This window comes from Cellulomonas fulva, from assembly GCF_018531375.1.
In the GTDB taxonomy this organism is placed as follows: Bacteria; Actinomycetota; Actinomycetes; order Actinomycetales; family Cellulomonadaceae; genus Cellulomonas; species Cellulomonas fulva.
Window position 1 is genome coordinate 1,166,530 of sequence record NZ_JAHBOH010000001.1, and the last position, 26,845, is coordinate 1,193,374.

19 protein-coding genes and 1 riboswitch are annotated in these 26,845 nt (G+C 75.8%); of the genes, 9 read left to right on the plus strand and 10 right to left on the minus strand.

The annotated features are described in order from the left end of the window. Positions 1-51: 51 nt before the first annotated feature. From KIN34_RS05140 to KIN34_RS05150, 3 genes are all read right to left on the minus strand, one after another. Entirely contained in the window at positions 52-732 is a 681-nt protein-coding gene (locus tag KIN34_RS05140) for an ABC transporter ATP-binding protein (RefSeq protein WP_214347609.1), read from the minus strand. Positions 733-886: 154 nt separating this feature from the next. After that, complete coding sequence (locus tag KIN34_RS05145) at positions 887-1,819, minus strand: HTTM domain-containing protein (RefSeq protein WP_214347612.1); 933 nt, start codon at positions 1,817-1,819, stop codon at positions 887-889. Next, positions 1,816-2,241, minus strand: a complete 426-nt coding sequence (locus KIN34_RS05150) for a hypothetical protein (protein ID WP_214347615.1) — start codon at positions 2,239-2,241, stop codon at positions 1,816-1,818. Before KIN34_RS05150 ends, KIN34_RS05145 begins: the two co-directional genes overlap by 4 nt. A 161-nt stretch (positions 2,242-2,402) precedes the next feature. Between KIN34_RS05150 and KIN34_RS05155 the strand changes: the two genes are divergently transcribed. Next, on the plus strand, positions 2,403-3,890 hold the full coding sequence (locus KIN34_RS05155) for a phytoene desaturase family protein (protein ID WP_214347619.1): 1,488 nt from the start codon (positions 2,403-2,405) through the stop codon (positions 3,888-3,890). A 60-nt stretch (positions 3,891-3,950) separates the two neighbouring features. Here KIN34_RS05155 and KIN34_RS05160 read toward each other — a convergent pair whose 3' ends face one another. Beyond that, complete coding sequence (locus KIN34_RS05160) at positions 3,951-4,241, minus strand: DUF4235 domain-containing protein (protein ID WP_214347622.1); 291 nt, start codon at positions 4,239-4,241, stop codon at positions 3,951-3,953. A gap of 184 nt (positions 4,242-4,425) precedes the next feature. Between KIN34_RS05160 and KIN34_RS05165 the strand changes: the two genes are divergently transcribed. From KIN34_RS05165 to KIN34_RS05185, 5 genes are all read left to right on the plus strand, one after another. Further along, positions 4,426-13,869 carry a DUF11 domain-containing protein gene (locus tag KIN34_RS05165; protein ID WP_214347625.1) on the plus strand — a complete coding sequence of 3,148 codons (9,444 nt, stop codon included), beginning with the start codon at positions 4,426-4,428 and terminating at the stop codon, positions 13,867-13,869. Positions 13,870-13,943: 74 nt separating this feature from the next. Continuing rightward, positions 13,944-14,057, plus strand: a riboswitch (TPP riboswitch). 83 nt (positions 14,058-14,140) lie between these two features. Then, the gene (locus tag KIN34_RS05170) at positions 14,141-15,280 is read left to right on the plus strand and encodes a thiamine ABC transporter substrate-binding protein (RefSeq protein WP_214347628.1); all 1,140 of its coding nucleotides are present in this window, start codon (positions 14,141-14,143) and stop codon (positions 15,278-15,280) included. Positions 15,281-15,290: 10 nt separating this feature from the next. Continuing rightward, the gene (locus KIN34_RS05175) at positions 15,291-17,081 is read left to right on the plus strand and encodes an ABC transporter permease (protein ID WP_237689046.1); all 1,791 of its coding nucleotides are present in this window, start codon (positions 15,291-15,293) and stop codon (positions 17,079-17,081) included. Beyond that, positions 17,078-18,118 carry an ABC transporter ATP-binding protein gene (locus KIN34_RS05180; RefSeq protein WP_214347630.1) on the plus strand — a complete coding sequence of 347 codons (1,041 nt, stop codon included), beginning with the start codon at positions 17,078-17,080 and terminating at the stop codon, positions 18,116-18,118. Before KIN34_RS05175 ends, KIN34_RS05180 begins: the two co-directional genes overlap by 4 nt. Before the next feature lie 106 nt (positions 18,119-18,224). Continuing rightward, the gene (locus KIN34_RS05185; protein ID WP_214347632.1) at positions 18,225-19,001 is read left to right on the plus strand and encodes a hypothetical protein; all 777 of its coding nucleotides are present in this window, start codon (positions 18,225-18,227) and stop codon (positions 18,999-19,001) included. A 125-nt stretch (positions 19,002-19,126) separates the two neighbouring features. Here KIN34_RS05185 and KIN34_RS05190 read toward each other — a convergent pair whose 3' ends face one another. After that, positions 19,127-19,372 carry a hypothetical protein gene (locus KIN34_RS05190; protein ID WP_214347634.1) on the minus strand — a complete coding sequence of 82 codons (246 nt, stop codon included), beginning with the start codon at positions 19,370-19,372 and terminating at the stop codon, positions 19,127-19,129. Between the two features lie 177 nt (positions 19,373-19,549). Between KIN34_RS05190 and KIN34_RS05195 the strand changes: the two genes are divergently transcribed. Then, entirely contained in the window at positions 19,550-20,323 is a 774-nt protein-coding gene (locus KIN34_RS05195; protein ID WP_214347636.1) for a PadR family transcriptional regulator, read from the plus strand. 133 nt (positions 20,324-20,456) lie between these two features. Here KIN34_RS05195 and KIN34_RS05200 read toward each other — a convergent pair whose 3' ends face one another. Then, entirely contained in the window at positions 20,457-21,554 is a 1,098-nt protein-coding gene (locus KIN34_RS05200; RefSeq protein ID WP_214347639.1) for a GNAT family N-acetyltransferase, read from the minus strand. A gap of 88 nt (positions 21,555-21,642) precedes the next feature. Here KIN34_RS05200 and KIN34_RS05205 point away from each other — a divergent pair, with 88 nt between their 5' ends. Both KIN34_RS05205 and KIN34_RS05210 read left to right on the plus strand, forming a co-directional pair. Continuing rightward, on the plus strand, positions 21,643-22,275 hold the full coding sequence (locus KIN34_RS05205; protein WP_214347644.1) for a hypothetical protein: 633 nt from the start codon (positions 21,643-21,645) through the stop codon (positions 22,273-22,275). 160 nt (positions 22,276-22,435) lie between these two features. Continuing rightward, complete coding sequence (locus KIN34_RS05210) at positions 22,436-23,677, plus strand: Nramp family divalent metal transporter (protein ID WP_214347666.1); 1,242 nt, start codon at positions 22,436-22,438, stop codon at positions 23,675-23,677. Positions 23,678-23,744: 67 nt separating this feature from the next. Here KIN34_RS05210 and KIN34_RS05215 read toward each other — a convergent pair whose 3' ends face one another. From KIN34_RS05215 to KIN34_RS05230, 4 genes are all read right to left on the minus strand, one after another. Further along, entirely contained in the window at positions 23,745-24,995 is a 1,251-nt protein-coding gene (locus KIN34_RS05215; RefSeq protein ID WP_307858096.1) for an RNA polymerase sigma factor, read from the minus strand. After that, a complete protein-coding gene (locus KIN34_RS05220) occupies positions 24,992-25,138 on the minus strand; it encodes a hypothetical protein (RefSeq protein ID WP_214347670.1) in 147 nt (48 codons plus the stop codon). Before KIN34_RS05220 ends, KIN34_RS05215 begins: the two co-directional genes overlap by 4 nt. 123 nt (positions 25,139-25,261) lie before the next feature. After that, a complete protein-coding gene (locus KIN34_RS05225) occupies positions 25,262-26,239 on the minus strand; it encodes a hypothetical protein (protein WP_214347673.1) in 978 nt (325 codons plus the stop codon). 3 nt (positions 26,240-26,242) lie between these two features. Next, positions 26,243-26,821 carry an RNA polymerase sigma factor gene (locus tag KIN34_RS05230; RefSeq protein ID WP_214347677.1) on the minus strand — a complete coding sequence of 193 codons (579 nt, stop codon included), beginning with the start codon at positions 26,819-26,821 and terminating at the stop codon, positions 26,243-26,245. Positions 26,822-26,845 lie beyond the last annotated feature (24 nt).

Consider the following 26,845-nt stretch of genomic DNA (forward strand, 5'->3'; position numbering starts at 1 on the left):
TGCGGCACTGCCTCCGCAGCACTGCACAGCCGCAGTGACGTCGGCCGCGGCTCAGGGGAGCAGCGCGGGCTCCGGCGTGCGGACCCGGCCGCCGCGCAGCTCCACCGCGCGGTCGGTGTGCGCGGCGACGGCTGCGTCGCGGGTCGCGACGACGAGTGCGGTGCCCAGGTCCCGGGTCGCCGCGACCAGCAGGTCCATGAAGGCGTGGGCCTGCGGCGCGTCGAGGTTGCCGGTCGGCTCGTCGGCCAGGACGACGCGGGGCCGGTGGACGAGGGCCCGGGCGACCGCGGCACGCTGCCGCTGACCGGCCGAGACCTCGTGGGGGAGCCGGCCGGCGCCCGCGCCGACGAGCATGCGGTCCAGCAGGTCGCCCGCGCGCGACCGCGCCTCCGCGCCCGTGGCGCCCGCCCGGACCAGGGGGAGCTCGACGTTCTCGAGCAGCGACAGCTCGGGCAGCAGGTCGCCGTCGGGGAAGACGAGGCCGAGCTCGCGCAGCCGGACCGCGGCGAGGGCCTGGGGGCGCAGCGCGGCGAGGTCCGTGCCGTCGAGCACGACGCGTCCGGCGACGGGGCGCACCAGGCCGGCGAGGCAGAGCAGGAGCGTGGTGGTGCCGGACGACGGCGCGCCGAGCAGCGTGACGGACTCGCCCGCGCGCACCTCGAGCCACGCACCGCGCAGCGCGGTGCTGGTTCCGGGGCGCGCGACCACGTCGCGTGCGGACAGCAGTGTCATGGTGGCTCGCAAGGGTTCTCGTCGGTGCGTCCAGGACGGCCGTTCGACTTCCGGCATGGATCTTGGCGGACATTCCGGACGGGACGAGTGCTGCTAAACGGTTAGGCGCCTGTGACGTGCTCGGAGACGCGGCCTGCCAGGACGGACCCGCGGATCAGCGGCGGGCGGGTTCGACGACGCCCGGTGCCGGCGCCTCGGGACGCGCGGAGGACGGCCGGAGCGCGGGTCGTCGGACGAGGAGCCGGAGGTCGGCGAACCGCAGGCTGGTCAGCCGCCGGTCGGGCGGCAGGCTCATGGGCACCGCGACGGCCGCGGCCGTGAGCACCCAGGCCGAGTAGTCGAGCCCCAGGAAGAGCCAGATGCTCGTGTGCATCACGGCGACGGCCAGCGCGAACAGCGCGCGCGTGCGGCGCCACGCGAGCCACAGCGGCGCGGTGAGCTCGAGCAGGATGGCGCCGGTCGCGAGCCCGCGGGCCACCACGTCGTGGTCGGCGACCCACTGCGCGAGCCCCGCGGCGTACGGCGAGAAGCCCTGCCGCAGGATCCACGACATGTTCTCGCCCAGGGCCCAGCCGATCCCCGCGTGACGGAGCTTCTGCACGCCGGTGAGCAGGTAGACGGTGCCCAGCACGACGAGCGCGGCGCGCGGCGGCCAGCCGGACGCGACCGTCCGGCGCTCGTCCTCGTCGCGCCGCGGCACCCGGGCGAAGAGCAGCACGAACCCCACCCACACCGTGAGCACGTCGTTGTGCATGACCTTGCCCGACGAGCCCCACAGCGCGCACAGCACGGTGTAGGCGACCCACGCGACGACGAACCCGGCGTGCGCGTGCGTGCGGGCGACGACGAGCCCGACGCCGCCGACGCCGACCACCGCGAGGCCGACCACGAGCCACGCCGGGACGTGCGGGGGCAGCCAGGCCACGACCGTGAGCCCGTCGGTCAGCACCGCCGGGCGGTCCGCGATCGCCGCCCAGTCGCGCGCGACCAGGCGCAGCGCGATGACGAGGGCGACGAGGGTGTGCACCTCGAGCAGGCGGAAACCGGCCCCGGGCGCGGTGAGCAGGCGGTCCAGGCGCGCGATCACAACGTCACCTCGACGACGACCTCGTCGGCCCCCGGGACGCGCTCGCGCGTGCTCGCGTCCATGGTCCACGGCCTGCGGTGCACGGCCACGGCGGTGTAGTCGGCGGGGTCCAGGCCGGCGAGCTCGAGCCAGGCCTCGACCTTCGCGCGTCGCTCGGGCTCGGGGTCGTGGGCGAGCCGCGCCAGCTGGTGCGAGGTCGGCGCCAGGACCTCCGACGTCGGCATCGGGACGGGCACCTGGGTGCCGTCCGACGCCACGGCGACGAGCGTGGTCGCGACCCCGTCGGCGGTCCGCACGGTGCTGAACAGCCGGAAGGCGGTGACCGGCCAGACCTCCGCCTCGGCCGCGGCGCCCAGCAGGATCACGGCCAGCGTGCCGAACGTGACCCACCGCGCGACGCGCCGGTCTCTCGCGTCCCCCATGACCGCCCCCTCGAGCCCCCGCCGGCGCCGTCCCGCGGCGCCGCTGGCGGAACTCTGCCAGATCGCCGGCCCGGCCCGGGAGCCACGCGCCGTCCGGGCCGTGCGGGAGCGGGCGGTGGTTGGATGGGAGAGGACCGGACGGCGAGCGACCAGGAGGCAGCGTGCGCGGGCGCGGCGAGGGGCACACCGACGTCGTCGTCGTCGGCTCCGGCCCCAACGGCCTGGCCGCCGCGGTCACGTGCGCCCGGGCGGGCCTCGGGGTGACGGTGCTGGAGGCGCAGTCCACCACCGGCGGCGGAGCGCGCACGCTCGACCTGGGCCTCGCGGACGGCCTGGTGCACGACGTCTGCTCCGCGGTGCACCCGATGGCGTGGGCGTCGCCGTTCTTCCGCGAGCTCGACCTCGGGGCGCGCGGGGTGGAGCTGCTGACGCCCGAGGTCTCGTACGCGCAGCCGCTCGCCGGCGGGCGCGCCGGGATCGCCTACCGGGACCTGCAGCGCACCGTGGAGGGTCTCGGCCCCGACGGACCGGCGTGGCGCTCGCTCGTCGGACGCCTGGCGGAGCGCTGGGAGGACGTCGTCGCGCTCGCGCTGAGCGACAAGCGCAGCATCCCGCCCGGCCTCCTCCCCGGGGGCGTCCCCGCGGCGGTGGCGTTCGGCCTCGCGGTGCTCGAGCAGGGCACGCGCGCATGGGACCAGCGGTTCCGCGGTGACGTCGCACCCGCGCTGCTCACGGGCGTCGCGGCGCACGCGATCTCGCCCATGCCCGCCCTCGCCGCGGCGGGCACGGCCCTGCTGCTCGGGTCGCTGGCGCACGTCGGCGACGGCTGGCCCATCCCGCGGGGCGGCTCGCGCGCGATCACCGACGCCCTGCGGGCCGACCTCGAGGCGCACGGCGGCGTCGTCCACACCGACCACCCGGTGCGTTCGCTCGACGACCTGCCGCACGGCCACGCCTACCTGTTCGACACCTCGCCGCGGACCCTCGTGGAGGTGCTGGGCGACGAGCTGCCCGCGCGCTCCCGCGCGGCGCTGGAGCGGTTCCGGTACGGCGACGCCGCGGCGAAGGTCGACTACGTCCTGTCCGGACCCGTGCCGTGGGCCGCCCCGGAGATGGCGCTCGCGGGCACGGTGCACGTCGGCGGCACGCGCGCGCAGATGGCGGCCGCCGAGGCGACCGTCGCGCGCGGCCGGCACGCGGAGCGGCCGATGGCGCTGGTGAGCGACCCGTCGGTGGTGGACGAGACCCGCCGGGCGGGCGGGCTGCGGCCGCTGTGGACGTACGCGCACGTGCCCCACGGCTCGGACGTCGACGTGACCGAGGCGGTCACCGCGCACATCGAGCAGTACGCGCCCGGGTTCCGCGACGTCGTCGTCGCGAGCCGGTGCGTGCCCGCCGCGCAGATGGCGCAGCACAACCAGAACTACGTGGGCGGCGACATCTCGGCGGGCGCGGCGACGATGGTGCAGATGATCGCGCGCCCGACGCTGCGCCGGGACCCGTACGCCGTGGGCCGCGACGGCGTCTACCTCTGCTCGGCCTCGACGCCGCCCGGCCCGGGCGTGCACGGCATGGGCGGGTGGTTCGCGGCGACCCGCGCGATGCGCGAGGTCTTCGGCATCACCGAGGCGCCGTCGCTGCGCCCCTGAACAGGCGCGGGCACGGGCACAGCGCAGGCCGAGCCGGACGAGCGGTGACCCGCCCCGGACTCAGTCCGTGAGGTCGGGGATGTCCGGGTCGCTCTTGGCGTGCTCGGCGAACCGCGCCGCGCCGCGCGTGGCGAACACTCGCGCGACCGCGACGACGGCGCCCGTGAGCGCCGCTGCGGCGAGGATCTCGGAGAGACCGGCGTCGCCCGGGTCCTCGGCCTTCGGGGGCTTGTGACCACGCGCGGCCTGCCACGAGCGGTCGACGACCTGCGACGCGACCCAGGCGGCCGCCGCGGCCGCCGCGAGCCCGACGACCTTCGCGAGCAGGGGCGTGGAGGGCTTGTCTGCCATGCCACGGAACCTACCGTGCGACGCCGCACGGCGCCCTCGCTGGCAGACGGGTGAACGGACTGGGTGCTGGCACCCCAGTTTCCTGGGTGAACCGTCGGGTAGCGGCTTGTTTGGGTCAACCGTCCAGTTCGAGCCGCGCACACGGCTCCTAGCGTCGGCCGCCAGGCCAGTCTGGGAGGACTCTGTGCGATCGCCCGCCGTACGCCCGTCACACCTGTCGGCGACCCGTCGGCTCGTCGCCGCGGTCGCCGCGTCGGCGCTCGTCGTCGTGCTCGGCACGGTCACCACGGTCGCGGCGACGGTCGCCACCGCCGTCGTCGCCGCGCCGCCGGCCGCCGCCGCCGCCGGCAGCCTCACGCTGGGCCACGACGGCACCACGACGAGCGTCCTCGCGGGCGAGGACGGGACCGTGCAGCTCGTCGCCGGCAGCGCGGGCGCGGACGGCGACATCGCGTACAACGTCACCTTCGTCGCGACGCTCCCCGCGGGTGCGACGTACGTGGCCGGGTCCACGACCCCGGCGGCCGACGCGCCCGGCGCACCCGGCGAGCCGACCGCGACGCAGGTCCGGCCCGATCCGCTCGACCCGGCCGGCTGGTACTGGGTCCTGGTGTGGTCCAACGTCTCGGACCTGCCCGCCGCCGGCGAGGTCCGCGTCGGGTTCGGCGTCGCGCTCGACCCCGACGTCTACCCCGTCGGCAGCGTCGCCCACCTGCGCACGGGGGTGTACGGCTCGTCCGACGAGCGCGTCGTCCCGGACGTCGAGGTCGACGACACCGGCGCGAGCGCGACGGACTACGACGCGAGCGCGACCGACGCGCCGGACGTGACCGTGACGCCGGTCGAGCTGACGAAGTCCGAGCCGAGCACCGAGTCCGAGCTGCTGCGCGGGCTCGAGGACCACGTCACGACGTACACGCTGACCGTGCGGACGGCGCGGACGGCGGGCACGGACGACGTCGTCGTGACGGACCTGGTGCCCGCCCCGCTGCACTTCCTCGGCTGCGAGTCCGTCGACGTGCCCGGCGGCTGCGCGGCGCTCGCCTCGGCGACGACGGCAGTGGACGACGAGGGGCACCCGGTCACCGCGGTCGTGTGGCAGCTGGGCAACGTGCCGGCGGGCACGACCGTCGAGATCCGCTACCGCGCCGCGGCGGGCACCGAGGAGCTCGCGGCGGACGGCACCTTCACCGGCGCCTCGACCCGGCAGGACCCGGCCGGCGTCCCGGCCACCAACCGCGCGCGCCTGACCGGGACCTACACGGGCGCCGTCGCGCCGGGGGCCTCGGCGGACGCCGTGGACAGCACCGAGCACACCGTCCGGGTCATGGACGTGGCGTTGCACAAGTCCACGTCCGCGTCCTCGTTCGTCGTCGGCGGCACGGCGACGTTCACCCTCGAGGTGCGCGTGAGCCAGTACGTCGACGCCGCGGACCTCGTGGTGACGGACACGCTGCCCGACGGCGTGTGCCCCTTCGTCGCGCCAGGGACGCAGCTGTCCGGCACCTGGCCCACGGAGTGCTCCTCGCTGCCGCAGCGGGCGGTCACGGGCGCCACGATGACGGACGCGGTCGCGCACGCCGACGGGACGTTCACCGTCCGCCTCGAGCTCGACGACGTCGCGGCGAACGGCACGGCGACGGTCACCTACGACACCTTCATGCGCGTCGAGCACCACGACGGCACGCCGACCGCGACCGGCGACGACTTCGTGAACACGGCGGAGGTCGCCGCGACGACGACGCCCGTCCCGTCCTCGCCCGAGCAGGGCTCCGTCGCGGTCGAGGACGACTCGAGCGCCGCCGTGGGGACCGCGGGACCGACGCTCGTCAAGCGCGTCTGGCCGAACGCCGCCCGCACGCCGATCACCGGCCTCGCGTCGTGCCCCGACCCCGGGTCGGCCCGGTGGACCACGACCGGCCAGCCGGTCGTCCGCCTGGGTGACCTGGTGTGCTTCCAGGTGGAGCTGGCGGCGGCGCCGGGCGTCGCGCTGCGCGAGGCGGTCCTGCGCGACTTCGTGCCCGTGGGCACGCGGTTCGTCGAGGGCGCGGTCGTCGAGCAGTCGCCGTCGTTCGCGATCACCCAGGTCACCGGCGAGCCCGCCTGGCGGCTCGGGGACCCGGAGGGCGACGCGTGGTTCATGCCCGCGGGTGCGAGCGTCACCGCGCAGGTCGTCGTGCAGGTCATCGACGTGAGCCCCTCCGACAAGGACGTGCTGGGCAACCTGGTGAAGCTGCGCACGCGCGACGCCCAGGGCCGCGTGAGCGCGCAGCGCGGCCAGGTCGAGTTCGCGGTCGCGCCCGCCGCCCCGCTGACGCTGACGCTGACGGTGACGACGCCGAGCGGCACGTCCACCGACGAGCAGGTGCGCGAGGGCCAGACCGCGACCTACCGGCTGACCGTCACGCACGCGGGCGACGCGGCCGGTGACGACGACTACCCGGTCGACCGGGTCGAGCTGTGGGACGCGCTGCCGCTCGGCTTCGGGTGCGACGACCTCGTCGACCCGAGCCTGACGTGCGCGCCGGGGACCACCGCGCCGACGACCGGTCGCGACGTCGTGCGCGTCGTGCTCGACGGCGCGGACCTCGGGGCCGACGGCCTGCTCGTCGCGGGGGAGCAGGTCCACGTCGACCTCGCCCTCGTCGCGCCGTCGCCCCTGTCGGTGGGCTCGGCGTTCCGCAACGACGCCTCCGTCGTCGAGTACACCGCGCCGTCGACCGACGGCCGCGCGGGTGCCACGTCCGCGCGGTTCCTGCCGGCGGCGTCGCTCGCCGCGCCCGACGAGCCGAACGCGCTCGCCGCCAACGCGAGCGCGGTGGTGCGGACGCCGGACGTCACGGTCGCGAAGCGGCTCGTGTCCACCTCGGTCACCGAGGCCGGCAACACCGCGAGCCAGGCCACGGTCGGCGAGCGCGCCACCTTCGAGTACTCGGTCTCGATCCCGGCGCGGACGAGCGTCTTCAACGGCGTCCTCACCGATACGCAGCCGTCCAACGGCGCGTTCGCCGACGTCGAGGTGCTCGCGGTGACGACGAGCGCGGGCGGTCCCGCGCTCGCGGCCGGCGCGGGCTGCGTCCCGGCGGGGAACGTCGCCTGCATCGACACGACGACGGGTCGCGTGACGCTGCCGCCGATGTGGACCAACGCCACGTCGTCGCCGGTCACGGTCGCGGTGACGCTGAGCGTGCGCGTTGCGGACATCACGGCCAACTCGCACGGCGCGACGCCGACCGACACCGCGCGGTTCGTCAGCGACGACCCGGTGACCGGGCAGACGGGCCTGCTGCGTGACCAGGCCCGCACCGCGAGCGTGCAGGTCGTGCTGCCGAGCCCCGGGCTGACGAAGTCGCCGGTCAACGGGTCCGGCAACGCGGTCGACCCGCTGACGGTCGGCGCGGGCGAGGTCGCGACGTTCCGCCTCACGGCGACCAACGCGTCGGGCCGCCCGCCGGTGCACGACACCGTGGTCGTCGACTGCCTCCCCGCGGGGATGACGCCGGTGACCCCGCTGCCTGCCGGCCTGACGCAGGGCACCAGCACGGGCGGCAGCTGCGCGACGGGACGCACCACGATCACGTGGTCGCCGGGCAGCATCGCCGGCGGTGGTTCGACGAGCACCACGTACCAGGTGACGGTCGACCCGGCAGCGGGCGGTGGCACGAGCTACGTCAACACCGCACGGCGCACCGGCTCGACGCTGGCCAACGGCGCGAACGGGACCGACGACGAGCGCACCCTCACCGGCAGCGACACGGGGACCGTGACGGTCTACCGGCCCGCGGGCACCAAGGTCGCGGACCGGGCCACGGCGGTGCCGGGTGAGCAGATCACCTGGACCCTCACCACGACGCTGCCCGGCAACGCGAACTACTACGACCTCGGCGTGGTCGACGCGGTCCCGGCCGGTCTGGTGACTGGCGCCGCGGACGCGACCCTCGTGTGCACCGGCGGCGACGCAGGCTGGGCCGCGGCGTGCGACGCCGCGGTGCTGCACGAGCTCCCGCAGGGCGACGGCACGACGCGCGTCGTGTGGTCGTTCGGCGACCTGCCGGCGATCCCGCAGGCGCGGACGATCACGGTGACGCTGGTCTCGACGGTCGACCCCGCGGGCGCGCTCGTCGTCCCCACCACGATGACGAACACGGCCACGGTGGGCTGGTTCCCCACGGACGCCGACCGCGCGGTCGACGCCAGCACGGTGTTCCCGTCCACGCAGGCGATCGGCACCGCCGCGGTCCAGCTCCGCGAGCCCGCGGTCACCGTCGGCAAGTCGGTGAGCGACGCCACCGTCGAGCCGGACCAGATCGTGACCTACACGGTCACCGCGACCGCGTCCGGCGTCGCTCCGCGCGACGTCACCGCCTACGACGTCGTCGTGGTCGACACCGTCCCGGCGGGCGTCGTCCCGCTCACCGCGGGAGGCGACCCCGTCGCCGACGGCGGGACCGCCGGCGGCGGCACGTGGGACGCCACCGCGCGCACGATCACGTGGGAGGTCGCCTCCCTCGCGAGCGGCGCGAGCGCGACGCGCACCTACCCCGCGCGGCTCGCGGACGCCGACGAGCTCACCGGTACCGGCCTGACGAACTCGGTCCGCGCGACCAGCTGGCAGTCCCTGCCGCAGGACGGCCGCGCGTACGGCCCGAGCGCCGCGGCGACCGCGACGATCACCCCGCTGCTGCCGCTCGTGAACACCACGAAGTCGCAGACGACGGCGAACCCGGTCTACGTGGGCGACGAGGTCGCGTACGCGGTCACCCTGCGCAGCGCCGGCACGGGGACGGCCGCGACGGTCGACCTCCGCGACGTCCTGCCCGCCGGGTGGGACTACGTGGCCGGCAGCGCGACCGTCCAGGTGCGCACGGCCGCCGCGGTCGCCCTCGCCGACCCGGCCGTCGCCGGTCAGACGCTGACGTGGACCGAGGTCGGCGGCGCCGGTCTCGACCTGGCACCCGGGCAGACGGTCGTCGTGCGGTACCGCGCGACGCCGACCGTCGCAGCGGCCTCGTCCGCCGGCTCGGCGGTGGCGCACACCAACACCGCGCGTGCCGCCCGCGTCACCGACCTGGCCGGCGGCGACTCCTACGACGGCGGCGACGGCTCCTACGTCGGGACCCAGGGCACCGCCACCGCCCGCATCCACACCGCGGACCTGGGCGTCACCAAGGTGCACGGCACCTGGGTCGCCGGCACGTCGACGAACACCTGGACCGTGTCGGTCACCAACCACGGGCCCGACCCGGCGGTCGGCGTCGTGGTCGACGACGTGCTCGAGACGCTGCCCGACGGCGTCGAGGTCGTGTCCGTCGCGGGCAGCGGCTGGGCGTGCTCGTCGCCGAGCGGCGACCTGTCCGTCGACTCCCGCTGCACCTACGCGGGCTCGCTCGCGAACGGCGCCACCGCGTCGATCACGGTGACGGTCGCGATCGCCGCGGACGTCCCCTCGGGCACGACCGCGACGAACGACGTCGAGGTCGGCGCGCGCACCTACGACGACGACGCGACGAACGACGCCGCGACGAGCACCGCGACCGTCACGACCGTCGCCGACCTCGGCCTGGTCAAGACGGGTCCGACGAGCGTCGCGGCCGGTGCGGCGATCACGTGGGACGTGACGGTGACCAACCACGGCCCGTCGGTCTCGCGCGCCTCCGCCGCCGACCCGGTCGTCGTGACCGACGAGCTCCCCGACGGCGTGACGGTCACGTCCGTCGTCCCGACGGGCGCCACCTGCGACCCGGTCGTCGGCACGACGCTGACCTGCGCGCGGACCAGCGACCTCGCGGTCGACGGCTCGTTCTCGATCCGGGTCGTCGGCACCGTCGACGCGACCCTCGTCGCCACCGACGGACCGCTCGTCAACGGCGCGCTGGTGACCCCGGTGACGCCGCAGGGCGCGGACACGCACGCGGACGAGGACACGACGAGCACGTCCGTCACGCACACCGAGGACCTGACCGTCGACAAGGCGATCGTCGGCGAGCTGCGCGCGGGCGAGACGGGCACGTACTCGATCACCGTCACCAACGGCGGCCCGTCGGTGTCCCGCGGCGTCGTCGTGACGGACGAGCTGCCGGACGGGCTCACGTACGCCGGCGACGTCGTGTCCGACGACGACTGGACCTGCACCGGGACCACGGACGTGACCTGCGAGCTCGGCAGCGACCTCGCGGTCGGCGCGTCCGCCGCGACCACGTTCACGTTCGCCGTCGAGATCGACCCGGGGGTGACCGAGGACATCGTCAACACCGCGGTCGTCGGCTCCGACTGGCGCGCGGACCAGGACGAGGACACCGTCACGACGGGTCCGACGGTGGTCGCCGACCTCGGCATCACCAAGGAGCACGACGGCGACGAGCTGGTCGCGGGCACCGGGACGACGTTCACGGTCGTCGTGACGAACCACGGCCCGGCCGACGCGCCCGGCCCGCTCACGATGACCGACACGGTGCCTGCCGGCCTCCCGCTCTCCGGCGCGCCCACCGCCGACGCCGGCACGTGCGCGGTCTCCGGCCAGGCCGTGACCTGCACCCTGCCCGACGGCCTGGACGTCGGCGACGACTGGACCATCGAGATCCCGGTCGCCGTCACGGCCGACGCGCTCCCCGCCACGTCCACCAACACCGCCCGGGTCCAGGGCCCGGCGTCGCTCGACGAGGGCGACGACGACTGGCCGAACGCGGCGGACGACGTGGTCGAGGTGGTGCGCGCCGCGGACCTGTCGATCACCAAGGACGCCGACCCGACCACGGTGGTCGCGGGCGACCCGGACGGCGTGACGTACACGCTCGTCGTCGACAACGCCGGCCCGTCGGTGGCCGCCGCGACCGTCGTGACCGACACGCTGCCAACCGCGCTCGCGCCGGTCTCGGCCACCTGGGCCGGGCACGACGACGCGTGCACGCTCGTCGGGCAGACGGTGACGTGCACGATCGGTGACCTGCTCCCGTCGGCCGACCCGATCGAGATCACGGTCGTCGCACGCGTCCGCTCGGGCGTGGCGGACGGCACGGTGGTGACGAACACCGCACGTGCGGCCTCGACGACGCCCGACGTCGACGGCGAGGGCCCGACGAGCGACGAGGACGACGCGACGACCACGGTCGACACCGCAGCGACGCTGACCATCGCGAAGACGCCCGACGTGCAGTCGGTGCGGGCGGGCGACCCGGCCGCGTTCGACCTGGTCGTGACCAACGAGGGCCCGTCCGACGTGCTCGGACCCGTGACGGTGACCGACACGCTGCCCGCCGGGCTGAGCTACGACTCGTCGTCGACGGCCGGCTCGCCGCTGTGGACGTGCGAGGCCGACGAGCAGGAGGTCACCTGCGTGCTCGGCGACGGCACGGCCACCCTGGTCGCGGGCACGGACGCGCCGACGCTGACGATCACCACGCTCGTCGACCCCGCCGCCGACGCGGGCACGTACACCAACACGGCGTACGCGTCCTCGCCCCTGTCCGGCGACTCCGACCCGGACACCGCCGACGTGGACGTGGTGACGTCCGCCGACCTCGGCGTGACCAAGTCGCACAGCGGCGACGCGGTGGCCGGTGAGCCGTTCACCTGGACGCTCACGGTGACCAACGGCGGCCCGTCCGACTCGCGGGCGACCGCCGACGAGCCGATCGTCGTGGTCGACACCCTGCCCGCGGGCGTGACCTTCGCGCCCGGGGACGCGGGCGTGGTGACCGGCGGCGGGTTCACGTGCGTCGCGGGTGACCCCGTCGACGACGGCGAGCTCGAGACCGTGCGCTGCGAGCGCCCGACGACGCTGGTCGACGGCGCCGCCGTCTCGGTCGACCTGCCCGTGGCCCTGGACGCCGACCTGCTCGGCACGGTGACCAACACCGCGACGGTCACGCCGGGGCTCACCCCGCAGCCGGACGACGCGACGCTCCCGGACACGGGCACCGACGACGTCACGGTGACGGGCCTCGCGGACCTCGGCATCGTCAAGACCGTGACCACGCCCGCCGACGAGGTCGTCGCCGGCGGCGCGCTGACGTGGGACGTGCAGGTGACGAACGTCGGCCCGTCGACGTCCCGCGCCGACGCCGAGACCCCGATCGTCGTCGTGGACTCGCTGCCCGCCGGCGTGCACGACGCGACCGCGTCGGGCGACGGCTGGGCGTGCACCACCGACGGCCCGCGGATCACCTGCGAGCGCGACGAGGACCTGCTCGTCGGGCCCGCGCCGGCGATCACCGTGACCGCCACGGTCGACTCGGGGACGACGACCGAGCTGCGCAACGTCGTCGAGGTGGTCCCCGGCCTGACGCCGCAGCCCGACGGGCTCGGCGGTGCGGGCGCCGGCGACCAGCCGGACCAGGACGACGCGGCGGTCACGCCCGGCACCCTGGCCGACCTCGCGATCGCCAAGACCGTGGTCGACGAGCCGCTCGCGGGCGGCACCGCGACCTACCGGCTGCGGGTGACCAACCTCGGCCCGTCCGACGCGCTCGACGTGGTGGTCACGGACGGCCTGCCCGACGGCCTCACGTTCCGCGCGCTCGGTGACACGTCGCCGGGCAGCGCGTGGGACTGCACCGGGGACGTCGAGTGCGCGCTCGTCGGGCCGCTGCCCGCCGCCGCGACCGTCTGGCTGGACGTCGTCGTCGACGTGGCGCCGGGTGTCACCGACGACGTGGCGAACACCGCCACGGTCCGCTCCTCGACGCCCGACCCGGTGGAGGAGAACAACACCGACACGGTGACCAGCGGCTCCGACGCGCTCGCGGACCTCACGGTGGACAAGTCGCACCGCGGCGAGGCCCGGGTGGGCGAGGCGCTCACGTTCGACCTCGTCGTGACGAACGGCGGCCCGTCGTTCGCGCGCGACGTCACGCTCTCCGACGTCGTCCCGGCGTCGCTGCCGGTCACCGACGTGCGACCGGACGGCGACGGGTGGACGTGCGCGGTCGGCGAGCCGACGAGCGACGGGACCCGCGTGCTGTGCGTGCGCGACACCCTGGCCGCGGGCCGGACCGCCCCGGCCGTGCACGTCGACGTGCTCGTGGGCGCCGACGCGTTCCCGAGCGTGACGAACGTCGTCGACGCCGCCACCGCGACGCCCGGACCGGGCGAGCCGGGTGGGGCGACGGCGACCGACGACGACGAGGTCGAGGTGCCCGCGCTCGTGGACCTGGCGATCACCAAGGAGCTGGACGGTGACGCGCTCCAGGTCGGCAGCGCGGCGACCTACGTGCTCACGGTGACCAACCACGGGCCGACCGACGACCCGGGTCCCGTCACCGTGGTCGACGAGCTGCCGGACGGCCTCACGTTCCACTCGGTGCGCGGTGCCGACTGCGCGGCGGACGGCCAGACCGTCAGCTGCACGGTCGACGGACTCCGCGTCGGCGCGTCCGCGACGATCCGGCTCACGGTGCTGGTCGACGCGCGCGCGGCGGACGAGGGCGCGGTGACGAACCGGGCCACCGTCACGAGCCCGTCCACGGACACCGACCCGGACAACGACGCGGACACCGTCACCTCGCCGGTGGACGACGAGCCGCTCGCGGTCACCGGGGCGAACGCCGCCGCCCTCGCGCTGCTCGCGCTGCTCCTGGTGCTCGGCGGCTTCGCGGTCGTCCTGACGGCGCGGCGGCGTCGGCGGGTCTGATCCTGTCCTGCACCCGCGGGGGACCACCCCGCGGGTGCGGGACCGGTCGTGGCCGGGCCGCGGGTAGGATCGGTGGTGAACGACAGGGGAGCGTCGGGCGTGAGCCCGGGCGCTGAGAGTGCGGACCACCGCAGACCCTCGAACCTGATCCGGTTGATACCGGCGTAGGGAGTCGGGCTTTCTCTCTCCGTGGTCGTCGTCGACCGCGGGACCGCGGCCGACGACGGACGCGGAGCACCCCTCCTGCTGACCGAGGAGGAGCACCACCCGCATGACCACGACCTCACCGCGCCCCGCGCGTCCCCGCCGACGCGCCGTCCGGGCGCTGACCCTGGCGGCCGTCCCCGTCCTCGCGCTCGGCGCGTGCTCGCTGACCGGCTCGACCGCCGCCTCGTCGGACCCGACGCCGTCCGGTGCCACCGCCGGCGGTGCGGCGACGGGCGCGGCCGGGACCACCGTCACGCTCGTCACGCACGACTCGTTCGCGCTCTCCGACGGCCTGCTCGAGCAGTTCACGGCGGACACGGGCATCGACGTCGAGGTGGTGCAGCCGGGCGACGCGGGTGCGCTGGTCAACCAGCTCGTGCTCACCAAGGACGCGCCGCTGGGCGACGTGGTGTTCGGCATCGACAACTCGTTCGCGTCGCGCGCGCTCGAGGAGGGCGTCGTCGCGCCGTACGCGGCGCAGGGCGACGCCGCGGGCGACGCGGCCGGGTTCGCGGTGGCGGGGGACGACGAGGGTGCCCTCACGGCCGTCGACTTCGGCGACGTCTGCCTCAACGTGGACCACGCGTGGTTCGCGAAGAAGAAGCTCGCGGAGCCGACGACGCTCGACGACCTCACCGAGCCGGAGTACGCGGACCTGCTCGTCGTGCCGAACCCCGTGACGTCCTCGCCGGGCTTCGCGTTCCTGCTCGCGACGATCGGCGCGAAGCCCGACGGCTGGCATGACTACTGGCAGGCGCTGGTCGACAACGGCCTGAAGGTCGCCGACGGCTGGTCCGACGCGTACTTCACGGACTTCTCCGGGGGCGGCGGCGACGGCCCGCGGCCGATCGTGCTCTCCTACGCGAGCTCCCCGCCGTCGACGGTGCCGGAGGGCGGCACCGAGCCGACGACGGGCGCGCTGCTCGACACGTGCTTCCGCCAGGTCGAGTACGCGGGCGTCCTGACGGGCGCGCAGAACCCCGCCGGCGCGCAGGCCCTGCTCGACTTCCTGCTGTCCGACGAGGTGCAGGCCGACATCCCGGGCTCGATGTACATGTACCCGGTGAGCGCGACCGTCGACCTGCCGGCCGACTGGGCGCAGTGGGCCCCGCTCGCCGAGCAGCCGTTCGACGTCGCCCCCGACCAGATCTCCGCGAACCGCGACACGTGGCTCCAGGAGTGGTCGGCGACGGTGATCGGCTGACGAGCCCGACATGACGCTCGCGACCACGACCCGACGGCAGGGCGACCCGGCGCACGCCGGCTCCGCGCCCCTGCCCGCGGGTCGTGGTCGCTCGCACGGCCGCCGGCTCGAGCGGGTCGGCGCGGGCGCGTTCTGGACGGCCGCCGTGGCCCTCCCGCTCGGGTTCCTGCTGCTCTTCTTCGCGTACCCCGTCGCCGTGATGGTGGGGCGCGGGTTCGTCGTCGACGGGCACCTGGACCTGTCCGGGTTCGCCGACGTGTTCTCGCGGCCGCGGACGTGGCGGATCGTCGGCCAGACGCTCGCGCAGGCCGGGGTCGCGACGAGCGCGAGCGTGCTGCTGGGCGTGCCCGGCGCGTACGTGCTCTACCGGCACCGCTTCCGCGGCCGGGCGGTGGTGCGCGCGCTGGTCACGGTCCCGTTCGTGCTGCCGACGGTCGTGGTCGGCGTCGCGTTCCGGTCGCTGCTGGTCGAGGGTGGTCCGCTCGGCTTCCTGCACCTCGACGGGACCTTCGCGGCGATCGTCGCGGCGCTCGTGTTCTTCAACTACGCGGTCGTGGTGCGCGGCGTCGGCGGGCTGTGGGAGCGGCTCGACCCGCGCGCCGAGCAGGCGGCCCGCGCGCTCGGTGCCACGCCGTGGCGCGCGTTCCGGACCGTCACGCTGCCCGCGCTGACCCCCGCGATCGTGTCCGCGGCCTCGCTCGCGTTCCTGTTCTGCGCCACCGCGTTCGGCACCGTGCTGGTGCTCGGCGGCCTGCGGTTCGGGACGATCGAGACCGAGATCTGGATCCAGACCACGCAGTTCCTCGACCTGCGGGCCGCCGCCGTGCTCTCGGTGGTGCAGCTCGTCGTCGTGGCGGGCGCGCTCACCGTCGCGGCGCGCGCACGCCGCGGCCGGGAGCGCGCGCTCGCCCTGGCCGACCCCGAGCTCGTCGTGCGGCCGCTGCGTCTGCGGCGCGAGCCCGGGACGCCGCGGCGCGACGGGCACGCGCTGACCCTCGTCGCGGCCGGCGTCACCGCGCTCGTCGTCGTGCTGCTCGCCGTGCCGTTGGTCAACCTGGTGGTGCGCTCGCTGCGCGTCGGCGAAGCCTGGGGGCTGGACCACTACCGCGCGCTGGGGACGGCGGGCGGCGGCGTCACCGTGACGGTGTGGCAGGCGGCGCTGACGTCGCTGCGCACCGCGGTCGACGCGACGCTGCTCGCGCTGGTCGTCGGCGGCCTGGTGGCGCTCGTCGTGTCCCGGCGGCCCCGGCGCCCGGCGGCCCGACGAGCCGTCGCGGGGCTCGACGCGGTGTTCATGCTGCCGCTCGGGGTCTCGGCGGTCACCGTCGGGTTCGGGTTCCTGCTCACCATGGACCACCTGCTCGGCCTCGACACGGACCTGCGCCGCTCGCCGGTGCTGGTGCCGATCGCGCAGGCGGTCGTGGCGGTGCCGCTCGTCGTGCGGACGGTGCTCCCGGTGCTGCGCGCGATCGACCCGCGGCTGCGGGAGGCCGCCGCCACCCTGGGCGCCGCGCCCGGGCGCGTGCTGCGCACCGTGGACGTGTCGCTCGCGGCGCGGTCGCTGGGGCTGGCCGTCGGGTTCGCGTTCGCCGCGTCGCTGGGCGAGTTCGGGGCGACGTCGTTCCTGGCGCGGCCGGACAACCCGACCCTGCCCGTCGTGATCTTCCGGCTCATCGGCCGGCCCGGTCCGGACAGCTACGGCATGGCGCTCGCGGCGTCGGTGGTGCTCGCGGTCCTGACCGCGTGCGTGGTGGCGGCGTGCGAGCGGCTGCGTCGTCCGGGCGAGGGAGGCGAGTGGTGACGGGTCCGACGAGCGCGCGCGGGCTGGGCGTGGTCGACGCGGTGGTCCGCTACCCGGCGGCGCGGCGCGGCCGGCCGGGGACGACGGCCGTCGACGGCGTGAGCCTCGACGTGCCGCGGGGGGAGGTGCTCGCGCTGCTGGGACCGTCCGGCTGCGGCAAGTCGTCGCTGCTGCGCGCGGTCGCCGGCCTCGAGCCGCTCGCCGGCGGGACGGTGACGTGGGACGACGAGCCGGTGGTCGACGTCCCGGTGCACCGCCGCGACTTCGGGCTCATGTTCCAGGACGGGCAGCTGTTCCCGCACCGCGACGTCGCGGCGAACATCGCCTACGGGCTGGCGGGCCGGCGGCGCGGCGAGGTGGCCGCGCGCGTCGAGCGGCTGCTCGAGCTCGTCGGGCTGCCGGGTGCCGGACCCCGCGCGGTGGCGACCCTGTCCGGTGGCGAGCGCCAGCGCGTGGCGCTCGCGCGCGCCCTGGCCCCCGCGCCGCGCCTCCTGCTGCTCGACGAGCCGCTGTCCGCGCTCGACCGGTCCCTGCGCGAGCGGCTCGCGCTCGACCTGCGCGCAGCGCTGCTCGCGACCGGCACCACGGCGCTGTTCGTCACCCACGACCAGGACGAGGCGTTCACCGTGGCGGACCGGGTGGCGGTGATGTCGGCGGGCCGGCTGCTGCAGGTCGACCGGCCGGCGGAGCTGTGGCGCGCGCCCGCCGACGAGCAGGTCGCGCGCTTCCTCGGCTACGAGGGGTTCGTCGTCGCGTCCGCTGCCCCGCCCGCCCTGCGTGACGCCCTGCCCGCGTCGGTGCCGGCGGACGCGACGATCGCGCTGGCGCCCGGCGCGCTCGTCGTCGACCCGGCTGCCGGTGCGCTCGTCGGGGACGTCCTCGCGGTCCGCACCCGGCGCGGCCGGCCCTCCGTGCACGTCGCCGTCCCCGGCCTCGGGGCGCTCACCGCCCTGGCGTCCGGCACGGACCTGCCGGCGCCGGGCGACCCGGTGCACCTGCGTCCCGACGGCGACCAGGTCGCGGTGCTGCGGGCGTGAGGCCGGGCGCGGCCGGGGTGCACGGCCGCAGGTCCAGGTCTAGCGTCGCAAGGGCAACGACTTCCGCCGACGCCGTCGGGCGTCGTCCCTGCCGAGGTGATGCGCGATGTCCATGGAGCGCCGCGAGATCCTGTCGCTCGACCTCCCGGCCGACCTGGCCACGGTGTGGCAGCACCTGCGGGACCCCGCGCTGGCGAGCCGGTGGTACGGCACCGGCGGACCGGGTTCCGACGCCGACGTCCGCCGTGAGCTGCTCGACGGCGCCGACGAGGGCCGGCTCATCGAGCACGACGCGACGACCCACACGCTGACCTGGCCCAACCACGACGTGCTCGCCGTCTCGGCCGCCGCGCACGAGCCGGGGCACACGCACCTGACCGTCACGCGGCCCAGCCACGACGCGTACGGGCGCGGCTACGACGGCGTGCTCGACGAGCGCGACGAGCGCTGGCTCGCCGACGCGCACCAGCTGCTGTTCGCGCTGCGCGTGCACCCCGGCCAGGAGCGCCGCACGCTCGTGGCGCACGACCTCGACGCGGGCCCGCGGCACGAGCGGCTGCTCGACCGCGCCGGCCTGCACGGCGTCCGGGGCGTGCCCGTGGGCGGCCACGTGCAGGCGCGTCGGCCCGACGGCACGCTGCTGGGCGGCACGCTCCTGTACAAGACCGAGCACCAGGTGGGGCTGCAGCTCCACGGCATCACCGAGTCGCTGCTGATCATCCGCGAGACCCCCGCGGGCAGCCGTCCGCCGCACGGCACCGTGAGCCCCGTCCTGTCGGTGTACGGCCTCGACGACGAGACGTTCGCGCAGGTGGTCCGGCGGTGGGACGGCTGGTGGCGGGCTGCGGGCGCGGCACCGGCCCCGGCCCGCCTCGGCGCCTGACCCCCGCCGGGTCCTCGCGCGTCAGATCCCCGCGAGGTCGTCAGAAGGTCAGTGCCTCGTCGCGAATCTCTGACGAGACAGGGCGAGGTCTGACGACCTCGGTGGGGTGTGACGAGGTCGTTGCGTCAGGGGGAGGTGGCGCGGTCGCGCGGGCGGAGGGGGGACAGGGCGTAGGTGATCGCGTAGGCGAGCACGAAGGCGATGAACGGGAGCCGGCCCGGCGAGGCCCACGCCGCGACTGCCCAGGCCGCGAGCCCGACGACGAGCGCGGCCGTGACCAGCACGAGCCGCGCGGTCTGGCCCGTCCGGCGCAGGTGGGCCACGACCCGGCCGACGACGACGCCGCCCACTCCCGCCAGCACCGTCAGCACGCTCCCGACCCTACCGACCGTGCCGCGAGCACCCGTGCGGTCGCGCCAGTCCGCCGGGTGCGCGTCCACCGCGCTCGGCGGGAGTCACGGCTGAGGGTTGTCAACGATGTATCGGCGATATATCGTTCAGGGTGTCGTCGAGATCCCGACGGCACCCACAGACCGAGGAGAACCCTGATGCGACACCCTCATGACGGGTTCGGGCGGCGCGACCCGCGCCCCGAGCCCACCGACCCGATCACCCAGCGCGGCTGGAACGAGCGGCGACGCCGCCCGGACGGCCGCTACCCCGACGACGCCGGCTGGTCCGGCCCCGCCGGCGGCGGCGCGTGGCGCGGCCGCCGCGGTCCCGGCGGTCCCGGCCCCGGTCCCGACGAGGGCTGGGGACCGCGCGGCGGCCGGGGCTTCGGCCACGGCGGCCCGCACGGCCACGGCGGACGCGGCTTCGGGCCGGGCTTCGGTCCCGGCTTCGGTGGCCCCGGCAGCCGGGGGCGCCGCGCCGGTCGCGGTGACATCCGCGCCGCGGTGCTGCTGCTGCTCGCCGACCAGCCGATGCACGGCTACCAGCTCATCCAGGAGATCGCCGAGCGCACCGAGGGCCGCTGGCGGCCCAGCCCCGGAGCGATCTACCCCGCCCTCGCGCTGCTCGAGGACGAGGGCCTGGTGACCATCGAGGTGACGTCCGGCCGCAAGATGGCGACGCTCACCGAGGCGGGCGGCACCTACGTCACGGAGCACGCCGACGAGCTCGGCGACCCGTGGGCCGCGGCGGCCGAGCGGCCCGAGCACCCCGGGCACGTGATGCGTGCCGCGGTCGGTGCCCTGGCGGGTGCGGCCGAGCAGGTCGCGCGGACCGGGACTCCGGAGCAGGTGAAGCAGGCCGCCGAGATCCTCGACACGGCCCGCCGCCACCTCTACGCGCTCCTCGCGGAGCCGACCAACGAGGCCTGAGCGGCCCCGACGTCGAGCAGCCACGACGCCGAGGGCGCCGGTCCGCACCCCGCGGGCCGGCGCCTCTCGTCGTCCCGGGTGCGCTGCGCCGGCTCGTCGTGACGCGCTCGTCGTGACGCCCGGCCGCCGGGTGCTAGCCGAGCTTGCGCTGGAACACGCCGCCGCAGCCGGACGGCCGGAAGCCGAGCGCGATGTTGATCGCGAGCATGTGGTCGTTCTCCTCGGCGTTCCACGTGCCGATGCGCTCGGCGTCGGGGCGCGCGGCGACCGTCCGGCGCAGGTTCTCCGTCTTCAGGAGCATGCCGAGGCGGTGGCCGCGGTGCTCCGGCAGGACGAGCGTGTCCTCCTGGTGCAGGAACGTCGTCGACGGCGGGATCGCCATGATCACGGAGTACCCGACGAGGTCGCCGGTCGGCACGTGCTGGACCGCGGTGGTCCACGACGTGATGCCGCGGCGCTCGTGCTCCTCGTCGCGCCGGCGGACCCGCGCGGTGTCCCACAGCTCCTGCTCGTACTCGATGCCCGCCATCGGCGTGCCGTCGCTCATGACGGCGAACAGCCGTGCCATCGCGTCGTGCCACGCGTCCGGCACCGGCCCGTCCCAGCCCACCGTCCGGTAGTCGGTGCCGGCGGCGGCGAGCGACTCGCGGTGGAGACGCTCGAGCAGGTCGGGGTCGACGGGCAGCCGGAGCAGCGAGCGGCGCGACGTCTGCTCCAGCTGCCAGCCCCGCGAGCCCAGGAAGCGCACGCCCGGGTCGTCCGCGGGGATCCGGCCCGCCCCGGTCGGGGCGGTGATCGCGCCGGGGCCCTCGGGCGGCTCGGCGCCGTGGTCCGTCTCGGCCATGAACGTGGTGCGCTCGTGCTCGCGCGCGATGCTCGTCGCGGCGTCGTGCAGCAGCGTGCCGAGCCCGCGCCCGCGGTGCGGCGGCCGGACGCCCACGCCGAGGTACGCCCAGGACGTGTTGTCCCGCAGCGGCATGTACACCAGGCCGGTGCCGAGGACCGCGTCGGGAGCGGGCTCGTCGGGGGCGTCGTCGTCGACCGCCACGAGCCGGACGACGAGGCCGTCGTCGTCATGTGCCGCGAGCACCTCCTCGGGCGTGCGCACGTAGTCGTCGCCGCTCCAGGTGAGGCGTGCGAGCTCGTTCTGCACGTCGACGTAACCGCGCAGCAGCGCGGCCGCCGGCTCCGTCGCCGTGGCCGTCCTGGGCACCTTGCGGATGCTGACCATGCGGCCCACCTTCCGCCGCGCGGGGCCGTCCCGCCAGCGATTTACCCGCCGCCGCCCGGCGGGGGCTACCGGTCAGTAGCCTCGGCCCATGAACTGGCTCGAGGTCATCGGCTGGACCGGGTCCGTGCTGGTCGTCGTCTCCCTCATGCAGGCGCGCGTGCTGCGGTTCCGCGTGCTCAACCTGGCGGGTGCGGCGATCGCCACGGCGTACAACGTCGCCATCGACGTGTGGCCGTTCGCGGCGATGAACGGCGCGATCGCGGTCATCGACGTCTACTGGCTGCTGCGGCTGCTGCGCGAGCGGCACGACGAGGCGGCGTACGAGGTCGTCGAGGTCCGCCCCGACGACGCGTACCTGGCGCGCGTCCTCGAGGTGCACGCGGCGGACATCGCGCGGTTCGCGCCCGCCGGGGCGGGGCCGGCGTCGGACGCGTTCCTCGTCGTGCGGGGGGACGAGACCGTCGGGGTGGTGCAGGTGCACGACGAGGGTGCGGGCGTCGGCCGGGTGCAGCTCGACTACGTGACGCCGCGGTTCCGCGACTTCACTCCGGGCGAGTTCGTCTACCGGCGCAGCGGCGTGTTCCGCGCGCGGGGCTACACGCGCCTCGTCGTCGACCCCGTCCCCGCCAACCGCGAGTACTTCCGCCGCGTCGGCTTCCTCCCGCCCACGGGCCCCGACGCCGCCACGACCCCCTGGACCCACCCCCTCCCCACCACCTGACCCCACCTGACGCCCCCACCTGACGCACCCCCTTCCCCGCGACCACGCGATGTCTCCGGGTCTGGGGTCTCAGAGCCGGAGAGATGACGTGGTCGGCGGGTTGTGAGGGATGTGCTGGGCTAGAGTTCGGGCATCCGAACTTGTGGTCTGGAGCGGGCGAATGAGCGAGCGGGTCGTCGTCGACGCGCGGGTGCGTGCCGGGCGGCGGGGGAGCCTCCTGCTGGGGCCGGCCTTCGTCGCGGCGATCGCGTACGTGGACCCCGGCAACGTCGCCGCGAACCTCACGGCCGGCGCACGGTACGGCTACCTGCTGCTGTGGGTGCTGGTCGCGGCGAACGCGATGGCGGTGCTGGTGCAGTACCAGTCGGCCAAGCTCGGGCTGGTCACCGGCCAGTCGCTGCCGGACCTCCTGGGCGAGCGGCTGCGGCGCGGGCCGCGCCTCGCGTTCTGGGCGCAGGCGGAGCTGGTCGCCGCCGCGACCGACATCGCCGAGGTGGTCGGCGGGGCGATCGCGCTGCACCTGCTGTTCGGCCTGCCGCTGTGGCTGGGCGGGCTCGTCGTCGGGGGCGTGTCCCTGGTGCTGCTGGCGACGCAGGACCGGTACGGCCAGCGACGGTTCGAGCACGTCATCATCGCGTTGCTCGCGGTCATCACCGTCGGGTTCCTCGCGGGGCTCGTCGTGAGCCCGCCGGAACCCGGCGGCATGCTGTCCGGGCTGGTCCCGAGGTTCGAGGGCACCGACTCGGTGCTGCTCGCCGCCTCGATGCTGGGCGCCACGGTCATGCCGCACGCGATCTACGTGCACTCCGCGCTGGCCCGGGACCGGCACGGCCGGGCCGAGGCCGGGCCGTGGCGCGAGCGCCTGCTGCGGGCCACGCGCTGGGACGTCGGGATCGCGCTCGTCGTGGCGGGCGTCGTCAACATCGGCCTGCTGCTGCTCGCCGCGTCGGGGCTGCGCGGGGTGCCGGGCACCGACTCGATCGAGGGGGCGCACGCCGCCATCGCCGACGCGCTGGGGCCCGTGGTGGGCGTCGCGTTCGCGATCGGGCTGCTGGCGTCCGGGCTCGCGTCGACGTCGGTGGGCGCCTACGCCGGCGCGACGATCATGGCGGGGCTGCTGCACCGGCGGATCCCGATCCTGACGCGGCGCGTGGTGACCATCATCCCCGCGGTGCTGCTGCTCGCGGTCGGCGCGGACCCCACGTGGACGCTCGTCGTGAGCCAGGTGGTGCTGAGCTTCGGCATCCCGTTCGCGGTGATCCCGCTGGTCCGGCTGACGCGCTCCCGCGCGGTGATGGGCGAGGCCCGGACGCGCACGGGCCTGCACGCGGTTCTGGTCGGCGTCGTCGGGCTCGTCGTGCTTCTCAACGCCACCCTCCTCCTGCTCCTCACCACCACCTGACCCGGTCATACTTCCGCGTCTGCGCCCTCGAACCCGCAGTGCTCCCGGTGTCGGCGGAGCGATGAGGTCAGCGGCGGAGGGTGGCGCGGCGGGCGCGGAGGTGGGCCAGCTCGGCCGGAGCGGTCGCCAGGTCGATCGCCCGGTCGTAGGCCGTGGCCGCGGCGGCCGGGTCGCCGGCGCGGGCCAGGAGCTCCGCGCGCACCGCCGGGACGCGGTGGTGGCGGGGGAGTGCGTCGTCCAGGCCGTCGAGCAGCGCGAGCCCGGCGCGCGGGCCGTCCGCCTCCGCGACCGCGACCGCCCGGGCCAGCCGCACCACCGGCGAGCCGGTGAGCAGCTCCAGCTCCAGGTAGAGGTCGCAGATCACCGGCCAGCGGGTCGCTTCGGCGGTCGGCGCCGTCGCGTGCTCGGCGGCGACCAGGGCCTGCAGCCGGTACTCCGCGGCGAGCCGGGTGGCCGCCTGCGGGGGAGCCGTGCCGAGCAGCGCCACGGCCTGCCGGATCTCGTCGTGGTGCCACCGGGACCGGTCCTGGTCCGGCAGCAGGACGATCGCCCCGTCGTCGTCGAGGCGCGTGTCCCGGCGCGAGTGCTGCAGCATCATGAGCGCCAGGAGGCAGCGCACCACGTCCTGGCCGGGCAGCAGGCCGTCGAGCGTGCGGGCCAGGCGGATCGCCTCGTCGCCCAGGTCCACGCGCAGGCCGGTCACGCCCGGCTGGTACGCGGAGGTGAAGGCCAGGTAGACGACGGTCGCGACGACGTCGAGCCGCTCCGCGAGCTCCTGCGGGTCGGGCGTCGAGAACGGGATCCCCGACGCGGCGAGGCGCTTCTTGGCGCGCGTGATGCGCGCGGCCATCGCCGTCTCCTGCACCAGCTGCAGCCGCGCGATCTCCGCGGTGGGCAGCCCGAGCACGAAGCGCAGGGTCAGCGCGACGCGGTCGTCCGCCGCGATGGCGGGGTGGCAGCACGCGAAGACCATGCGCAGCTGCTCGTCCGCGACGTGCGCGCCGGGGTCGACGGCCGCGGCGGCCAGCGCGCGCATCTCGTCGTCGACGGCCATGAGCGGTTCCTTCCTGCGGTGGACCACCTCGCTGCGGAGCCGGTCCAGCACGCGTCGGCGCGCGGCGGTGAGCAGCCACGCGCCCGGGTTGTGGGGGACGCCCGACGAGGCCCAGGTGCGGGCGGCGGCCTCGAACGCGTCGGCCGCGGCGTCCTCGGCCAGGTCGGGCCGGCGGTACTGGGCGACGAGCAGCGCGACGACGCGTGACCAGCTGGTGCGCCAGGCCTCGTCGAGCGCCGCGCGGACCTCGTCGGGGGGTGTCACCGGGCCTCGTGCCCGCGTCCGGCGCACGCGGCGACGAACCGGCCGTGGGCCGCGTGCTCCGCGGCCCTCTCGTCGTCCGGCGTGCTCGCCCGCACGGCCTCGTCGCCGTGCAGCAGCAGCAGGTACGTGCGGGCGTCGCTCATGTCGGTCCTCTCGCCGTGGGCAGCACCACTGTGCCCGTCGGGAGGGTGACGCGCGAGGACGGTCCGGATCGACACGCGACGACGAGCGGGGCGCCGCCAGGTGCCGGCGGCGCCCCGCTCCCGTCAGTCCTGCGTCGACCCCGAGGACTCCTCCTGCTCGATCCGCCGCTCGACGTCGCCCCGGAGCTCGTCGAGGTCGATGTCGACGTGGTCGACGGTCGGCGCGTCGCCCGCGGTGCCGTCATCGAGCGTCGGCTGCACCGCCTCGACCTGGGCGTCGGTCGGCCACCACGCCGCCCACACCCCCGCCGCGACGCTCGCCACCACCGTCGTGCCGTCCGTGAGCCGCACGTCGACCGACCGCACCTCCTGGCCCACGCGCCCCACGGCGGACGACCACGGGTCAGACGAGCCGTACCCCTGCGTCCCGCCGCCGACGAACGTCGCGGCCCGGGCGCCCGGTGGCACGTCGTCGGAGGCGGTGCCGATGCCGATGCTGAACCCCTCGGCAGGCTCCTGGTCGGCGGTGCCGGAGCGGATGACCGAGTCGCCGCTGCCCGACGACGTCACGATCGAGGAGACGCTGACGTGGGGCCCGATGAGGCACGACTGCAGCCCCGCGTCCGACGCGAGGACCGTGAACGAGGTCGCGCCGCGCCGGTCGGTCAGCACCGGACGGGCGCCCGCCAGGTTGCGCGCGGCGTCGGCGGGGTCCTCGCCCTGGTCGACGGCTCGCAGCTCCTGGCACGCCTCGCCCGCGGCCGCCAGGTCGGCGGCGCTGAGCTGCGCCGGGACCGCGGTCCAGCCGGCGAACGCCGCGCTGTCCGTCGGGTTCGGCAGCGCCACGGCGACCACAGCCGCGGCCGCAGCCGCCGCCCCGACGAGGCCGATCCGCACCGCCCCCCTGCGGCGGCGCGAGGCGAGCTCGTCAACCCTGCCGCCGTCCGGCAGCCGCGCGCCGGTCCGGTGGGGCTCGGGCTGGTCGGCCGTGGACGGGTGGGTCTCGAGCAGGTGGGCGTCGAGCAGCGCGCGCGCGGACTCGAGGCCGTGGGGGTCGACGGTGCGGTCGGGCCGCAGGTCGGAGAGGTCGAGCGGGGCCATGGGTCAGCCTTCCTGGGAGAGGAGTGAAAGGGCCGCGGGGCGGGGTGCGCTGCTGGCGGGACCGGCGGGCTCGTCGTCGGCGACCTCCTGGAGGACGCCGGCGAGGCGGCGGCGGGCGCGGTGCAGGCGCACCTTGAACGCGGTGACGGAGCACCCGGCGACCTGCGCCGCCGGGGTGGGGGCCAGGCCGTCCCACGCGACGAGCAGGAGAGCCTCGCGCTCGTGCGTGGTGAGCGCGGCGAGTGCGCGCAGCAGGGCGTCACGCTCGGCGACGACGACGTCCGCGGCCGTCGGCCGGTGCTCCGCGACGAGCTGGAGGCGGGCGAGCTCGTCGGACAGCAGCCGCGCCCGGTGCCGCGACCGGTGGTGGTTCGCGACGGTGTTGCGCGCGACGACCAGCAGCCACGGCAGCGGGTCGCCGGGGACGTCGACCAGGCGGCGCCACGCGACCAGGAAGGTCTCGGCGACCACCTCGGCCGCGTCGTCCCGGTCCACGTGCCGCAGGGCGTACGCCTGCACGCGGGGCGCGTAGCGCTCCCACAGCTCGGCGAACCGCTGCGCGTCGGTCTGCTCGTTGCTCACGTTGCTCACACCTTGAAGTGTCCT

Excerpts from the sequence above, each read along its gene's own strand:
- KIN34_RS05140 (WP_214347609.1), bottom strand. The coding sequence starts at position 732 with ATGACACTGCTGTCCGCACGCGACGTGGTCGCGCGCCCCGGAACCAGC.
- KIN34_RS05150 (WP_214347615.1), bottom strand. The coding sequence starts at position 2,241 with ATGGGGGACGCGAGAGACCGGCGCGTCGCGCGGTGGGTCACGTTCGGC.
- KIN34_RS05160 (WP_214347622.1), bottom strand. The coding sequence starts at position 4,241 with ATGGCAGACAAGCCCTCCACGCCCCTGCTCGCGAAGGTCGTCGGGCTC.
- KIN34_RS05170 (WP_214347628.1), top strand. The coding sequence starts at position 14,141 with ATGACCACGACCTCACCGCGCCCCGCGCGTCCCCGCCGACGCGCCGTC.
- KIN34_RS05175 (WP_237689046.1), top strand. The coding sequence starts at position 15,291 with ATGACGCTCGCGACCACGACCCGACGGCAGGGCGACCCGGCGCACGCC.
- KIN34_RS05185 (WP_214347632.1), top strand. The coding sequence starts at position 18,225 with ATGTCCATGGAGCGCCGCGAGATCCTGTCGCTCGACCTCCCGGCCGAC.
- KIN34_RS05195 (WP_214347636.1), top strand. The coding sequence starts at position 19,550 with ATGCGACACCCTCATGACGGGTTCGGGCGGCGCGACCCGCGCCCCGAG.
- KIN34_RS05200 (WP_214347639.1), bottom strand. The coding sequence starts at position 21,554 with ATGGTCAGCATCCGCAAGGTGCCCAGGACGGCCACGGCGACGGAGCCG.
- KIN34_RS05205 (WP_214347644.1), top strand. The coding sequence starts at position 21,643 with ATGAACTGGCTCGAGGTCATCGGCTGGACCGGGTCCGTGCTGGTCGTC.
- KIN34_RS05210 (WP_214347666.1), top strand. The coding sequence starts at position 22,436 with ATGAGCGAGCGGGTCGTCGTCGACGCGCGGGTGCGTGCCGGGCGGCGG.
- KIN34_RS05220 (WP_214347670.1), bottom strand. The coding sequence starts at position 25,138 with ATGAGCGACGCCCGCACGTACCTGCTGCTGCTGCACGGCGACGAGGCC.
- KIN34_RS05225 (WP_214347673.1), bottom strand. The coding sequence starts at position 26,239 with ATGGCCCCGCTCGACCTCTCCGACCTGCGGCCCGACCGCACCGTCGAC.